The following is a 14,618-nucleotide window of genomic DNA, read 5'->3' as shown; positions in this document are numbered from 1 at the left end:
GGCGTCGGCTCAGCGGGCGTCGAGCAGGGCGTCCTCGTCGTCCGCGTCGCGGTCGCGGACGCGGCGGCGACGGCGGTGGGCGGCGACGGCGTCGCCCTTCGGGGCGGCCTCCTCGCCGCGGGCGTGAGCCTCCCGCGCCTCCTCCGCCTCCTCGCGGCGGATGCGGCGCTCGCTGACGATGACGTAGGCGATGAACGCGAAGCCCATGGCGGCGAAGAGGATCCACTGGATCGCGTACGACAGGTGTGGTCCGGGGTCGTCGCTGGGCGGCTCGATGGTGAGCGGCATGTCGGCGACGGCGGGGTCCTCCGAGACGATCAGGCCGTAAGCGCCCTGCTCGAGGGGACCGGTCTGCTCGGCCACGAGTCCCAGGTTGATCGTGGGGACCTGTCCCGCCTCGGCGGTCCGGCCGGAGGCGGGCACGGGCTCGCCCGGGCGCACCCGCACGACGATGTCGACGTTCCCGGACGGCGGCGCCGGGATGGCGTCCGGCTCGGACTGGCGGTCGCCGGGGGGCAGCCATCCGCGGTCGACGAGCAGGACGCGGCCGTCGTCCTGGCGGAAGGGGACGAGCACCTCGTAGGCCGCGGACCCGCCGTGGGCGCGGTTGCGGACGAGCAGCTCCTCGTCGGCGAGGTACTGGCCGCTCAGACGCACGGGACGCCACTCGTCGAGCGGGTCCAGCTCCGCGCCGGGGGCGAGCAGGTCGCCGAGGGCGACGGGCTCCTGGTCGTAGTTGTCGGCGACGAGGCGGAGGGCGGCGGACCGCTCCTCGTTCCGGGAGAACTGCCAGTGCGAGAGGAAGCCGCAGGCGATCGCGAACAGCACGGCGATCCCGATGTAGGCGCTCCACCGGACGGCGGCGGGGGCATCGCGGCGACTCATGACACGGTCCCCGCGGGCGAGGGGGCGACGGGGGCGGTGCCGGAGGAGGCGGCATCCGTGTCCGAGGACAGGCTGCGCACCTCGAGAGGGAAGTCGCGGGCCGCGAGGAACTCCCGCAGGTAGCCGACGTGCGCGTCGCAGGCGACCCACGTCTTGCGACGGTCGGGGGTGTGGATCCGGGGGTTCCGCCAGAGGATCGCCCAGGCGGCGGTGTCGCGGCAGCCGGCGCGGGAGCACTCGGCCGTCGCGTCGCTCACGGGCGCTCGTCCCGGGGCGGCTCCACGCGCGGCGTCTCGGAGATCCGGATGACCGTCGGCGTGTCCGAGACCGGCGCCGTCGGTGCAGCCGACGGGGCCTCGAGCACCCGCTCGGGGTTCTCGGCGGCCGCGCGGGGCGCGTCGGGGCTGACGCTCGCGGTGACCACGGCCAGGTACGGCAGGAAGATCGCGCCGGCGGCGAACACCCACGTGTACCAGCCGTAGGGGGTCACCACCGCCATGAGGATGAAGCACGCGATGCGGATGCCCATCATCACCATGTACCTGGTGAAACGGGAGTCGGCGTCCTCCCTCGGTGCTTGAGGGAGCGATGTCGCAGACTGAGCGCGGTGCGATGACTTCACAGTCCTTCCAGGGTACGCCCGGCATCCCGACCGGGCGCCTCCCAGCGTCTCACGGAAGACGTAATCCGACGCCATCGAGATAAACGGCGGGGCGGGCGCGAGCCGGGCCGGTCACCGGGGCCCGAAGCGGGCCGGCCGGGCTCGGTAGGCTGGGCCGGTCCCGTCCCTCGCAGCGCAGGAGTCTCACCCATGTCACAGGACCGTGTCGTCGTCGTCACCGGAGGTAACCGCGGCATCGGCCGCGCCATCGCCGAACGGTTCGTCGCCGAGGGGTGGAAGGTCGCCGTGACCGCGCGCTCGGGCGAGGGCCCCGCGGGCTCGCTGACGGTCCGCGCCGACGTCACCGACGCCGCCGCCGTCGACGCGGCGTTCTCGGAGGTGGAGGCGCAGCTCGGTCCCATCGCCGTCGTCGTCGCCAACGCCGGCGTCACGAAGGACACCCTGCTGCTGCGCATGAGCGAGGACGACTTCGACAGCGTCGTGTCGACGAACCTCGGCGGCGCGTTCCGCGTCGTCAAGCGCGCCTCGAAGGGCATGCTCAAGGCGCGCTGGGGCCGCGTCATCCTCATCTCCAGCGTCGTGGGCCTCTACGGGTCGGCGGGGCAGATCAACTACGCCGCGTCCAAGAGCGCGCTGGTCGGGTTCGCCCGCTCGCTCACGCGCGAGCTCGGCGGACGCGGCATCACGGCGAACGTGGTGGCGCCCGGGTTCATCGAGACCGACATGACGGCCGAGCTGGCCCCGGAGACGCAGGCCGAGTACAAGAAGAACATCCCCGCCGGGCGCTTCGCCTCGCCCGATGAGGTGGCCGGCGTCGTGACGTGGCTGGCCGGCGACGACGCCGCCTACATCTCCGGCGCCGTCATCCCCGTCGACGGCGGCCTCGGGATGGGGCACTGACCGACGGCGGTTCCCGCGCGCGTCAGCGCACGGCTGCCGCGAGCGTCCGGGCGAAGCTCTCGGGCTGCGAGAACTGCGGCCAGTGGCCCGAGTCGAGCCGGACGACCTCGACGTCGGCGACCCGGCCGAACTCCTCGGCGAACGGCCCCCATTCCGCGAGCACCGCGGGGAGCGTCTGCGCGTCGAGCTGACCCGACAGGATCGTCACCGGGATGCCGTGACGACGGTCGTCCGTGAGGGCGACGCCGTCGGTGGGCACGCGTCCGGGTACGTCCACCGCGCCCGCGGCGATCCGCCGACGGGTCTCGTCGTCGATGTCCGCGATGTCGGGCTCGTCGAACGCGTCCCAGCCGGGGAAGGGGACGCGCCCGTCCACGACGGGGAACTCCGAGATCATCGCCCCCGGAGGCGGCGGCACGGTGTCGACGAACACGACCCGAGCGACACGGTCGGCGCGGGCGTCGGCCGCACCCCAGGCGACGTTGCCGCCGCCGGAATGCCCGACGAGCACGACGGGGCCCTCGGTGCGGTCGATCTCGGCGACGACCGCGGCGACCCAGTCGGCGATGCCGATGTCGCCGGCGTCGGCACCGGGGAGGGTGATCGGGTGCGCGCGATGGCCCGCGGCGGTCAGGGTGGGGACGACGGCGTCCCATGAGGAGGCGTCGAGCCACAGGCCCGGGATGAGGATGACGTCCATGGCCCGAGCGTAGAGCCGGCCTCCGACATCGACCAGGCCCGTCTCGACAGGACCGCCTCCACCGGCCGCTGAACGCCGTCGGGCTTCGGTTTCCGGCCCCGCGTCAGCGGGGGAGCAGGGCGATGACCTCGCGCAGGTCGACCGGGCCGATGACGAGGTCCGCGCGCTCGCGCACGGCGGGCTTGGCGTTGAACGCCAGTCCGAGCCCCGCGACCGCCATCATCTGCAGGTCGTTCGCGCCGTCGCCGATCGCGAAGGTCTGCGACGGGAGCACGTCGGCCTCCGCGGCCCATTCCCCCAGCGTGCGCGCCTTCGCGGCGGCATCCACGATGTCGCCCTCGACCTCGCCGGTCAGCCGACCGTCCGCGACGGCGAGGCGGTTGGCGCGCCAGACGTCGACCCCGAGCTCGGGCGCGACCGTGTCGAGCACCTCGTGGAAGCCGCCGGACACGACGCCGACGCGTCCGCCGCGCTCGTGCACGGCGTCGATCAGCTCGCGGACGCCCGGGGTCGGCTCGATGCGCGCGACGGCGCGGTCGAAGGCGGAGACCGGGACCCCCGCGAGGGCCTGGACTCGCGAGCGGAGGCTGGCGGCGAAGTCGACCTCCCCGCGCATCGCGGCCTCGGTGGCGGCGGCGACCTCGGCACCGCGGCCGGCCTCGTCGGCCAGCAGCTCGATGACCTCGTTGCGGATCAGGGTGGAGTCGGCGTCGAGCACGACGAGGAAGCGGACGGGCGCGGGCACGCGCTCGACCCTAGCGCGCCGCCGCACGACACGCGGGCCGCGTGACGCCCGTGGTCGCCGCCCCGCCCCCTGCCGCCGTGCGCCGCGTAGGCTTTCTCCGCCGCCGCACCAACTGAGGGAGACCGCCACCATGGCCGACATCGAGAGCTTCACCCTGGACCACACCGCCGTTCTGGCGCCCTACGTCCGCCTGATCGGGACCGAGTCCGGCCCCCGCGGCGACGTGATCTCGAACTTCGACCTGCGTCTCGTGCAGCCCAACCAGGGCGAGATCCCCACGGCCGGCATCCACACCATCGAGCACCTGCTCGCGAGCCTGCTGCGCGACCGGATCGACGGTCTCATCGACATCTCGCCCTTCGGATGCCGCACCGGCTTCCACGTGATCATGTGGGGCGAGCCGGAGGTGGCCGCGCTCGTCGCCGCCGTGACCGACTCGCTGCGCGCGATCGCCACCGAGGTGGAGTGGGAGGACGTCCCCGGGACCGACGCCTTCAGCTGCGGCAACTACCGCGACCACAGCCTGCACACGGCGCGCGAGTGGTCGAAGCTCGTGCTCGAGCAGGGCATCAGTCAGGACGCGTTCCAGCGGGTCGGCGTCTGACCCGCGCACGCACCGCCGCGATACCCGATCGCACCGCCGCACCGCCGCGGACAGACGAGGGCCGGTGATCCCGACGGATCACCGGCCCTCGTGGCATCCCTCGTCAGGCGTCGACGCGCACGTCCTTGCCGACGACGGTGATCCCGGTGTCGGTCACGGTGAAGCCGCGGGCGAGGTCGCGCTCTCGGTCGACACCGATCGTGGCGCCCGGTGCGAGCTCGACGTTCTTGTCGAGGATGGCGCGGTGGATGCGCGCGCCCGCCCCGACCTGGACGCCGTCGAAGAGGACGGAGTCGGTGATCGTCGAGCCGCCGCCGGCCAGCGCCCACGGTCCGACGACGCTGCGCTCCAGGTGCGTGCCCGACAGCACCGACCCGAGCGAGACGATCGAGTCGATCGCGTTGCCGATGCGGCCGACGGAGTCGCGGACGAACTTCGCGGGCGGGGCGTTGACGGTCTGCGAGTAGATCGGCCAGTCCGTGTTGTACAGGTTGAAGATGGGCAGGGTCGAGATCAGGTCCATGTGCGCGTCGTAGAACGACTCGATCGTGCCGACGTCGCGCCAGTAGGAGCGGTCGCGCGCGGTGGAGCCGGGGACGTCGTTGCGGTTGAAGTCGTAGACGGCGGCCTCGCCGCGGTTGACGAAGTAGGGCACGATGTCGCCGCCCATGTCGTGCGCGGAGGTCGGCAGCTCGCCGTCGTGCGTGACCGCCTCGACGAGCGCGTCCGCGTCGAAGATGTAGTTGCCCATCGAGGCGAGCACCTCGTGCGGCGCGTCGGCCAGGCCCGTGGGGTTCTGCGGCTTCTCGAGGAACTCGCGGATCTTCGTCGGGTCGGCCGGGTCGGTGTCGATGACGCCGAACTGGTTCGCCAGCGAGATGGGCTGACGGATGCCGGCCACCGTGGCGCGCGCGTCGGAGGCGATGTGCGCGTCGAGCATCTGCGCGAAGTCCATGCGGTAGACGTGGTCCGCGCCGATGACCACGACGATGTCGGGCTTCTCATCGCGGATGAGGTTCATGCTCTGCAGGATCGCGTCCGCCGAACCGGAGAACCACCGCTTGCCGAGGCGCTGCTGCGCCGGGACCGAGGCGACGTACGCGCCCAGCATCGGCGACATGCGCCAGGTCTGCGAGACGTGGCGGTCGAGGCTGTGCGACTTGTACTGCGTCAGCACGACGAGCTGTCGCAGCCCCGAGTTGATGAGGTTGGAGATTGCGAAGTCGATCAGGCGGTACTGGCCGCCGAAAGGGACGGCGGGTTTCGCGCGATCCGCCGTCAGGGGCATGAGTCGCTTTCCCTCGCCGCCGGCGAGGATGATTCCGAAGACCTTCGGCGCTGCAGGCATGGCTACACATTAGGGGTCCTTCGGGGCCGCGACTACATGCGGCGCGTCGGTTGACAGCGTGTACTACGGTTCGTCTCATGCGCGTCGACATCGTCACCAAGGAGTACCCGCCGGAGATCTACGGCGGGGCCGGCGTGCACGCCACCGAGCTCGTCCGCGCGCTGCGCGCGGACGGCACCGAGGTGCAGGTGCGGGCTTTCGGCGCGGAACGCGACGAGGCCGACACGACCTCCTACGGCGTGCCGTCCGAGCTGGCGTCGGCGAACGGGGCGATCCAGACGCTCGGCACCGACCTGCAGATCGTGTCGGACGTCGCCGGCGCCGACGTCGTGCACTCCCACACCTGGTACGCGAACTTCGCCGGGCACCTGGCGTCGCTCCTCCACGGCATCCCGCACGTCGTCACCGCGCACAGCCTGGAGCCGCTGCGGCCGTGGAAGGCCGAGCAGCTGGGCGGCGGCTACGCCGTCTCGAGCTACATCGAGAAGACCGCCTACGAGGGCGCGGCCGCCGTGGTCGCGGTGAGCGAGGGCATGCGCGCCGACATCCTGCGCAGCTACCCGTCGCTCGATCCCGCCGCCGTGCGGGTGATCTACAACGGCATCGACACCGAGGCGTGGCATCCGGTGTCCGACGACGCGTTCCTGTCCTCGGTGGGGATCGACCCGTCGCGGCCGTCCGTCGTGTTCGTCGGGCGCATCACGCGGCAGAAGGGTCTGCCGTACCTGCTGCGCGCGGCGGAGCAGCTGCCGGCCGACGTGCAGCTCATCCTCTGTGCCGGCGCGCCGGACACCCCGCAGATCCTCGCGGAGGTCGAGGAGCTGGTGCGCGGGCTGCAGGAGACCCGCGAGGGCGTCGTGTGGATCGACCGCCTGCTGCCGCGCAACGAGCTGTGCGCGATCCTCACCTCGGCGACGACGTTCGTCTGCCCGTCCGTGTACGAGCCGCTCGGCATCGTGAATCTAGAGGCCATGGCGTGCGGCGCGGCCGTCGTCGGCACCGCGACCGGCGGCATCCCCGAGGTCGTCGTGGACGGCGTGACCGGCCGGCTCGTCCCCATCGAGCAGGTGCAGGACGGCACCGGAACCCCCGTCGACCCCGACCGGTTCGTCGCGGACCTCGCCCGGGTGCTCACGGAGGTCGTGACGGATGCCGCGACCGCGCAGCGCTACGGCGAGGCGGGGCGCGAGCGGGCCGTTCAGGACTTCAGCTGGGCCGCGATCGCACAGACCACGGCGGCGCTGTACGCCGAGGTCGCGGCGAACGCGAAGGCATAGGGCAGGGCGGTCCGGCGGGGCTGGTCCCGGCGGGGTTCCGGCGGGAGTCCTGGCAGGGTCCCGGCCAGGGTTCCGGCCGGGTGCTTCGGCCGCGTCGGACGGCTGTTCCGGGACGGTGCCCGATAGGCTGGGACGCATGCCGCAGGTTCTGGAATTCTCCGACGTCGTCGTCCGCCGGAACGCGCGGGACATCGTCTCCCACCTCGACTGGACCGTCTCCGACGACGAGCGCTGGGTCGTCCTCGGGCCGAACGGCGCGGGCAAGACGACCGTCCTGCAGCTCGCCGACACGCTGCTGCACCCCACCTCGGGTGCGGTGACGATCCTGGGCGAGCGGCTCGGCCGCACCGACGTGTTCGAGCTGCGTCCGCGGATCGGGTTCGCCTCCTCGGCGATGGCGCGCCGCGTGCCGCCCGAGGAGACGGTGCTCGACGTCGTGCTGACCGCGGCGTTCTCGGTCGTCGGCCGTTGGCGCGAGGACTACGAGGACATCGACGAGCGACGCGCGCTGCGCGTCCTCGCCGAGTGGCGTCTGGACCACCTCGCCGATCGCACGTTCGGGACGCTGTCGGACGGCGAGCAGAAGCGCGTGCAGATCGCCCGCGCCGTCATGACCGACCCCGAGCTGTTGCTGCTCGACGAGCCGACCGCGAGCCTCGATCTGGGTGCGCGCGAGGAGCTGCTGTCGCTGCTGTCCGGGTACGCGCAGGCGCCCACCACGCCGGCGATGGTCATGGTGACCCACCACGTGGAGGAGATCCCCGTCGGCTTCACGCACGTGCTGCTGCTGCGGGACGGCGAGGTCGTGGCATCCGGGCCCCTTTCCGAGGCGTTGACGGCCGAGAACCTGACCGCGACGTTCGGGGTCGAGATCACCCTCACGCACGAGGCCGGTCGGTACGCGGCCCGCGCGTCGTGATCGGGCCGATCGCCTGGTAGAATCGACGTTTGGTGCCGTCGGCGCCGCAGACTTTGACCGTCCTGGCAGAATCCAGGGCACCACTTCTCAAAGGACCTCCCATGAAGACTGACATCCACCCCGAGTACAAGGCCGTCGTGTTCCGCGACCTCGGTTCGGGCGAGACCTTCCTCACCCGTTCGACGGTGAGCAGCGACAAGACCGTGGAGCTCGACGGTGTCGAGTACCCCGTCATCGACGTCGAGATCTCGTCCGCTTCGCACCCCTTCTACACGGGCAAGCAGCGCATCATGGACTCCGCCGGTCGCGTCGAGAAGTTCAACCAGCGCTTCAAGAACTTCGGTTCCAAGTAAGACTCGTTCTTCCGCGAAGCCCCTCGTCCTCCGGGACGGGGGGCTTCGTGCTTTGCGGGTGCGAAACACCGCGGACGCCCGACGTCGTCTTCGCCCGTGGTGCGACGGTCGCGCGAGGGCACAAAGGGGATCGCGGCGGGCGGCCGCCTCAGAACGGGGGCGGATCGGAGCCGTAGGTGCCGCCGAGCGGGGACGTCCACGCCGGTTCGCCGCCGGGGGACCGGGTGATGTCCCACCGCGACTCGTGACGAAGACGGTGATGATGTCGGCACTTCGGGTCGAGGTTGTCGCCGTCCGTCGTCCCGCCCCCGGCCCAGGCGGTGCGATGGTCGATGTCGCAATCGCGTGCAGCCCGTCCGCACCCCGGGAACACGCAGGTGGGGGAGGTCACACCGAGCCAGCGGCGGAGGGCGACCGGCACGCGATAGGTCGTCCGGTCCAGCACCAGTGGGGCGCCGGACACGGGATGCGTGAGCAGCCGGACCCACGACGTCGCCGATCCGGCGAGCCGTCGCGCGGTCTCGAGATCGATGGGGCCGTAGCCCTCCAGCGTCGCGGGCTCATCGCCGCGTCCGAGCAGCGTCAACGCGGGGACGGTGACGACGACCGTCGCCGGGGGAGCGTTCCGGAACGCGGGGCTCTCGGGCTCGCTCATCGTCACGAGGTCGGCGAACGCGTCGGCGCGGAGCTGCGCCAGCGTCCGCTCCTCGTCCTCCGCGGCGTGCACGTGCCGGGCGGCCCGATCGAGCCGCGACATCACCGCGCGGGCCCGGTCGGCGGGGAGCAGGGCATGGATGGATGCCATGCCGTCGAGCTCCGCCGACATCCAGACCCCACGGTCCTGGGCCGCACGTCGATGCCGCTCTTCGAGGGACTCCGTGTGCACGCGTTCGCGGATCGCCCGCGCCGCGACGGCGAACTTCGCCGGCGTGAGGGTGAGGGCCGGGACGAGGGCCTCCTCGTCGAAGCGGGAGAGGGCGTCGCGGTCCCCGGCGGGCAGGGTCGACGCCGTGCGTGCCGCGTCGATCGCGAGCTTCTCCGACAGGCACCCCTCGCCGAAGGCGGCCCAGATCCGCGGGCAGCCGTCCGCGAGCGTGCGGGCGTGACCGGCGCGGGTGCGCACGGTCTGCTCCGACAGATGCAGGCGGACGGCGATCTCGGCCACGGCCGCACGCTCCGCCAGGTCGACGCGGTCGCGCTGCACGGCGCGCGCGGCGCGCCCGCGGGGATCGAGCCAGGCGCGGTCGACGGTCGGGTCGGGACCGACCCAGGGCGTCGGGTCGGCGGCCGCCTCGTCGAGGATCGTCAGGATGAGGCGATACTCCGCCGCGGTCGCGCGCCGGCGGTCTGCCGTGACGCACTCCAGGTGTCCGAGCCGCGCGTCGAGCGCGGAGACCGCGTCGGACGGTCGGAACCCCCACGTCGACGTCGCAGAGATCGAGGGGTGCGGCTCGTCGTCGCCCCACCACGAGGCCCCGCCGCTGTCGTCCAGGGCTGCCCATTCGGCATCCAGATCCAGCTCGTCGTCGGCGGGCCACGGCGCCCCGTCGCACTCCCGGAACGCCGGCGAGGGCCGGTCGGCGGGACGGGCGACGCGGGACATGACAGAACGCTATCGGCGACCTCCGACATCGGATCGGCGGCGTCCTCGACGCCGGAACCGGCCCGTCAGGACGACTCCCGATACCTCCCACGACGAAACGCCCCCACGTCCGGAACCGGGGCGGGGGCGTTCGTCACGTGAGGATCAGGCCGAGTCCGCCTGGCGTGCGAGACGTCGCCGGCGCACGGTGACGACCGACAGCGCCGCACCGGCGACGAGCGCGCCCGCCGCCGCGACGATCGCCACGATCGGCAGCTCGGTGCCGGTGACGCCGAGCTGCCCGCGCGCGGGTCCGGGGACCGCCACCGCCGACGCCGAGGGCGAGGAGGACGGTAGGGCCGATGCCGACGCCGACGGGGACGGACCGGGGACCGCCGCCGCGGCGACGGGACCCACCGCCGCGCTCGTCCGCGTCCGGGCGGTGTACCCGTCGAGCGACCCCGTGACCGTCACCGTCACCGTGCGCCCCTCGGCGGCAGCGGGGAGGACGACGGTGGGGGCGGTGGCATCCGGGATCGAGATCCCGTCGATCGCCCAGGAGTACGTGAACGAGGTGCCGGCGGTCCAGCCGGGAGTGGTCGCGGTCAGCGTCGAGCCCACCGTGGCGTCGCCCTCGATGACGGGCGCCTGCGCGTCCACCGGGTACTCCTGCACGGCGAGATCGCTGGCGCACGACAGGCAGGTCCCGCCGAGGCTCGCGGCCGCCGTCGTCGAGAGGGTCCCGCCCGAGGCGTCGTCGTCCACCGTCACCGGGAACGACACCGACGCGGTCTCGCCCGGGGCTGCGGCGGGGATCGTCCACGTGAGCTCGTCGCCGACGAGCGTCAGAGCCGGGTCCAGCGCCGCAGGATCGATCGAGGCGCGGTCGAGGACGGCGGAGAGGTCGACGGATGCCGTCGAGGTGGCGAGCGGGACCAGACCGGTGTTGTCGGCGGTCAAGGTGTACGTCGTGACCTCGCCGCGCTCGAGCGCCGCCGTGGTGTCGGCGGACAGCGAGAGAGCGAATTCGTCGGGCCACGCCGGCTTGTCGGCATCCAGGATCCAGTCCTGGGAGAACGCCGTCAGGTCGCGGCCGGACACCTCTTCGGCGAGGGCGAGCAGGTCCGCCCCGGTCCGGCTGGTGCCGGCGAAGTCGGTCTGCCACTGCTCGATCAGGGTGAAGAACGCGTCGTCGCCGATCGCGACGCGCAGCGCCGCCCAGAACTGCGCCGAGCGGTCGTAGGTCTGGAAGCCGTACAGGCTCGCGGGGTCGGTCTGCGCGCCCGGGGCGATGGTCCAGGCCTCGTCGTCGGCGGGAGTGGCCTCCCACGCCGCGAACTGCTGCTCGCGCGACGCCGGACCGGTGCCGAACCCGTCGCTGCCGCTGTAGAAGCTCTCGGACCAGGTGGCCATGCCCTCCGCGATCCAGATGTCCGTCCACGTCGTGGGGGAGACGTTGTTGCCGTACCACTGGTGCGCCAGCTCGTGCACGAGGGTGCTGAAGCCGATGCGGGTCGGGAAGAACGAGCGGTCCTGCGTCTCGAGCGCGTAGTTGATGCCGCGCGGGACGCGGTCGACGACCACGCCGGCACTGCCGCCCGGGTAGGGGCCGTAGATCGACTCCAGGTCGCGGATGATCGGACCGAGCTGGTCGACCGCGGTCGTCACGGTCGCCTTGTTCGCGGCGGTGGACGTCGAGTCGACGAAGGACCACGCGGGAATCGTCCGGCCGCTGCCGAGGGTCACCGACGACTCGATGACGTCGTAGCGTCCGATCGAGATGATGACGAGCTCGGATGCCATCTGCCGCGTCTGCCGCCATTCCCACGTCGTGCGGGCGCCGTCGCTCGTCGGCGTCTTCGCGACCAGCTCGCCGTTGCTGACGGCGGCGGCCGGGGCGGCCCCCGCGCCGGTCGCGTCGCTGAGCGTCGTGGGGACGTCGACGGCGATCGAGTAGGTGGCCTTGTCGCCGGGGGTGTTGTTGTGCGGGAAGCCGGTCATGCTGCCGATCGGCTGCCCCAGCATCGTCGCGCCGTCGGTCGTGGCGTTCCAGCCCTCGTAGGAGCCGTCCGCGTCGACGTGCGCCTGGGGGACGCCGTGATAGGCGATGGTGACGCGGAACTCCCCGTCGACCGGGGTGGCCGGGGTCACGATGAGCTTGTGCCGGATGGCGTCGACGTCGACGTCGCGCTGCCAGGTCGCCGGGACGCCGTCCACCGTGACGGAGTCGATCTCGAGGCCCTCGAAGTCCATGGAGAAGCTGCGGAGAGGCGCGGCTGCGCGGGCGGACATCGTCGACGTCGCGACGAGGGAGCCGGCCACCACGGAGCCCGTCTGCACGGCATCCGGGGTCCAGGCGACGTCGATGTCGTAGTCGAGCGCGTCGTAGCCGCCGTTGCCGACGTTCGGGAACATCGCATCGCCGGACGTGCGCGCGCCGTCGACGGGGTCGGCCGCGAACGCGGGGATGACCGAGGACGAGACCAGGCCCATCGCCACCAGGGCGGCGCCGGCGGTGACGAGGGAGCGGTGCAGGACGGGGCGTCGCGCAGGGCGGGCTGGCGGGGTATGACGCATGGGCGGGGGTCCGTTCGGAGGAGGGGGGCAGGCGGACGCGGCCGCTGCCCGGATCGTTGACGCCACCGTAGGGGCGGCACGTTTCCGCGGCGTGACGCGCGGGTTCCGGGGTGCGCGCAGCCGGAGCGCGTCAGCGGATGGCGTGGGGGCGCGGCGAGAGCACCGGGCTCCGCGCGGCGAGAGCACCGGGCTCCGCGCGGCGGGAGCACCGGGCTCCGTGCGGCGAGGGCACCGGGCTCCGCGCGGCGGGAGCACCGGGCTCCGCGGCGAGAGCCCGTCAGCGGATCGGCCACGCACCGTCGAGCGGCGGGGAGGTGGCGTCCAGGCGCCCGATCTTGACGAAGTACTCGGTCAGGCTCGCCGCCTGCGCCCGTGCCCACGCGACCTGCCGCAGGTGCAGCTCGTCGACCGTGGGCGGCATCCATGCCCCGAACCTCTCGGCGAGGGCCAGGGCGAGGCGCCCGGCCGCGACGGCGTCGGCGCAGGCCTCGTGGGCGGACTCCAGCGGGACCGCGTAGTGCGCCGCGACCACGGACAGCGTCCGCTTGCCGCGCCGCCAGCGGTCGTAGGTCTTGTCCATGACGAGCGGGTCGAGCACCGGCGAGGGCTTCTCGATCGGCGCGATCCCGTGCCGCAGCGCCTCGTGCTTGAGCAGGGAGAAGTCGAACGGGGCGTTGTAGGCGACGACCGGGATGCCGGCGGCGAACAGCGCCGACAGCGCTTCGACGACCTCGGCCACGACCGTGGCGGCGGGGGCGCCCTCCGTCCGCGCACGTTCCGTGGAGATGCCGTGGATCGCGGCGGCCCCGGCCGGGATCTCGATGCCCGGGTCGGCGAGCCAGTCGCGCGCGTCGACGACCTGACCGTCGACGTCGAGGACGCCCACGTGCGCGGTGACGATGCGGTCGCTGACGACGTCGATGCCGGTGGTCTCGAGGTCGAACACACCCACCACCCGCGCCCACTCGGGCGTCTGGAACAGAGGGAGCGGCTCGGCCTGCCACGTGGTCATGGGCCCACCGTAGAGGCGGCCCCCGACACCGTGACGGCGACGCGCGAATCGGTGGACAGAAGGCGCGGGGCGACGGCCGAGGAGGACAGGATCCGGAACCCTCACGGGGCGCGGCGAGCCGTCGCCCCGGACCGCGCCGCCGCACGACATAAACTCGACCGCGTGCCGAACCCGTACGCGTCCCTCCTCGCCGAGGTCCCGGTCACCCGCCGCGAGATCGAGATCGGCGGCACCCGCACCGCGTACTGGGTCTACGGCGACGACGCCGACACCGCTCCGGCCGACCCCCGCCCGACGATCGTCGCCGTGCACGGCTTCCGCGGCGAGCACCACGGCCTCGAGCCCGTCGTGGCGCACCTGCGCGGCATCCGCGTCATCTCTCCCGACCTGCCCGGCTTCGGCGAGACGCCGCCGTTCGCCGGGCAGCCGCACGATCTCGACGGCTACGCCCGCTGGCTGCGCGCGTTCGTGGAGGTGGTGGCTCCGGATGCCGTCGTGCTCGGGCACTCGTTCGGCTCGATCGTCGCGTCGGCCGCGGTCGCGCAGGGGCTCGCGACGCCGAAGCTCATCCTCGTCAACCCGATCGGCGCCCCCGCGCTCGAGGGACCCCGCGGCATCCTCACCCGCCTCGCCGTCTTCTACTACCTCGCCGGGGCCAGACTGCCCCGCCGCCTCGGCGACGCCCTGCTCCGCAACGGCCTCATCGTCCGGGTCATGAGCAACGCGATGGCCAAGACGCGCGACCCCGATCTGCGCCGGTTCGTGCACGAGCAGCACGACGAGTACTTCTCGCGCTTCGCCGACCGCGACGTTCTGCACGAGGCGTTCGTGACGAGCGTCTCGCACGACGTCCGGGAGTCCGCGCCGCGCATCACGCAGCCCACGCTGCTCATCGCGGCCGAGAAGGACGACATCACCCCGATCGAGGCCGAGCGCCACCTCGCGACGCTGTTCCCCGACGCCCGGCTCGTCGAGATCCCCGACGTCGGGCACCTCATCCACTACGAGACCCCGCAGGCGGCGGCATCCGCCATCCGGGACTTCCTGCGCGAGACCGCCGGGCGTTGAGGTGGCGCAGATGCACGCGCCGCGCG

At 72.7% G+C, this 14,618-nt stretch carries 15 protein-coding genes; 6 read left to right on the top strand and 9 right to left on the bottom strand.

What is annotated here, in order from left to right:
• Window positions 1-9 precede the first annotated feature (9 nt).
• Genes ACO03V_RS09065 through ACO03V_RS09055 form a run of 3 tightly spaced genes read right to left on the bottom strand, consistent with a single transcriptional unit; the run spans window position 10 to window position 1,417 of the window.
• Entirely contained in the window at window positions 10-885 is an 876-nt protein-coding gene (locus ACO03V_RS09065; RefSeq protein ID WP_367727029.1) for an SURF1 family protein, read from the bottom strand.
• Window positions 882-1,142, bottom strand: a complete 261-nt coding sequence (locus tag ACO03V_RS09060; protein WP_367727028.1) for a hypothetical protein — start codon at window positions 1,140-1,142, stop codon at window positions 882-884. Before ACO03V_RS09060 ends, ACO03V_RS09065 begins: the two co-directional genes overlap by 4 nt.
• Window positions 1,139-1,417 (bottom strand): DUF3099 domain-containing protein, encoded by a 279-nt coding sequence (locus ACO03V_RS09055; RefSeq protein ID WP_387054593.1) that lies wholly within the window; start codon window positions 1,415-1,417, stop codon window positions 1,139-1,141. The genes ACO03V_RS09060 and ACO03V_RS09055 overlap by 4 nt, the downstream gene beginning before the upstream one ends.
• A gap of 279 nt (window positions 1,418-1,696) precedes the next feature.
• Here ACO03V_RS09055 and fabG point away from each other — a divergent pair, with 279 nt between their 5' ends.
• Window positions 1,697-2,407, top strand: coding sequence for a 3-oxoacyl-ACP reductase FabG (gene fabG, locus ACO03V_RS09050; RefSeq protein WP_367727026.1), 711 nt, complete (start codon window positions 1,697-1,699; stop codon window positions 2,405-2,407).
• Window positions 2,408-2,429: 22 nt separating this feature from the next.
• On the opposite strand, the gene ACO03V_RS09045 is transcribed toward fabG, so the two are convergent.
• Complete coding sequence (locus ACO03V_RS09045) at window positions 2,430-3,107, bottom strand: alpha/beta fold hydrolase (RefSeq protein WP_367727025.1); 678 nt, start codon at window positions 3,105-3,107, stop codon at window positions 2,430-2,432.
• Window positions 3,108-3,210: 103 nt separating this feature from the next.
• Entirely contained in the window at window positions 3,211-3,852 is a 642-nt protein-coding gene (gene serB, locus ACO03V_RS09040) for a phosphoserine phosphatase SerB (protein WP_367727019.1), read from the bottom strand.
• A gap of 130 nt (window positions 3,853-3,982) precedes the next feature.
• Here serB and ACO03V_RS09035 point away from each other — a divergent pair, with 130 nt between their 5' ends.
• The gene (locus ACO03V_RS09035) at window positions 3,983-4,456 is read left to right on the top strand and encodes an S-ribosylhomocysteine lyase (protein WP_423137360.1); all 474 of its coding nucleotides are present in this window, start codon (window positions 3,983-3,985) and stop codon (window positions 4,454-4,456) included.
• Window positions 4,457-4,559: 103 nt separating this feature from the next.
• Here ACO03V_RS09035 and glgC read toward each other — a convergent pair whose 3' ends face one another.
• On the bottom strand, window positions 4,560-5,804 hold the full coding sequence (gene glgC / locus ACO03V_RS09030) for a glucose-1-phosphate adenylyltransferase (RefSeq protein ID WP_367727013.1): 1,245 nt from the start codon (window positions 5,802-5,804) through the stop codon (window positions 4,560-4,562).
• 77 nt (window positions 5,805-5,881) lie between these two features.
• On the opposite strand from glgC, the gene glgA reads away from it, so the two are divergent.
• From glgA to ACO03V_RS09015, 3 genes are all read left to right on the top strand, one after another.
• Window positions 5,882-7,081 (top strand): glycogen synthase, encoded by a 1,200-nt coding sequence (gene glgA / locus ACO03V_RS09025; RefSeq protein ID WP_423137359.1) that lies wholly within the window; start codon window positions 5,882-5,884, stop codon window positions 7,079-7,081.
• Between the two features lie 136 nt (window positions 7,082-7,217).
• Window positions 7,218-8,000, top strand: a complete 783-nt coding sequence (locus ACO03V_RS09020; RefSeq protein WP_387054604.1) for an ABC transporter ATP-binding protein — start codon at window positions 7,218-7,220, stop codon at window positions 7,998-8,000.
• 101 nt (window positions 8,001-8,101) lie between these two features.
• Entirely contained in the window at window positions 8,102-8,353 is a 252-nt protein-coding gene (locus tag ACO03V_RS09015) for a type B 50S ribosomal protein L31 (RefSeq protein WP_367727010.1), read from the top strand.
• A 148-nt stretch (window positions 8,354-8,501) separates the two neighbouring features.
• Here ACO03V_RS09015 and ACO03V_RS09010 read toward each other — a convergent pair whose 3' ends face one another.
• The 3 genes from ACO03V_RS09010 to ACO03V_RS09000 all read right to left on the bottom strand — a co-directional run bounded on the left by ACO03V_RS09010 (window position 8,502) and on the right by ACO03V_RS09000 (window position 13,524).
• Entirely contained in the window at window positions 8,502-9,956 is a 1,455-nt protein-coding gene (locus ACO03V_RS09010; protein WP_423137358.1) for a DUF222 domain-containing protein, read from the bottom strand.
• A gap of 144 nt (window positions 9,957-10,100) precedes the next feature.
• Entirely contained in the window at window positions 10,101-12,512 is a 2,412-nt protein-coding gene (locus ACO03V_RS09005; RefSeq protein WP_423137357.1) for a M1 family aminopeptidase, read from the bottom strand.
• Between the two features lie 277 nt (window positions 12,513-12,789).
• Window positions 12,790-13,524, bottom strand: coding sequence for an exonuclease domain-containing protein (locus ACO03V_RS09000; RefSeq protein ID WP_367727007.1), 735 nt, complete (start codon window positions 13,522-13,524; stop codon window positions 12,790-12,792).
• Window positions 13,525-13,686: 162 nt separating this feature from the next.
• On the opposite strand from ACO03V_RS09000, the gene ACO03V_RS08995 reads away from it, so the two are divergent.
• The gene (locus ACO03V_RS08995) at window positions 13,687-14,592 is read left to right on the top strand and encodes an alpha/beta fold hydrolase (RefSeq protein WP_423137356.1); all 906 of its coding nucleotides are present in this window, start codon (window positions 13,687-13,689) and stop codon (window positions 14,590-14,592) included.
• Window positions 14,593-14,618: the final 26 nt, after the last annotated feature.

The sequence above is a fragment of the Microbacterium sp. HMH0099 genome, assembly GCF_049384025.1.
Lineage (GTDB): Bacteria > Actinomycetota > Actinomycetes > Actinomycetales > Microbacteriaceae > Microbacterium.
This window is presented reverse-complemented; position numbering and strand designations above follow the sequence as displayed.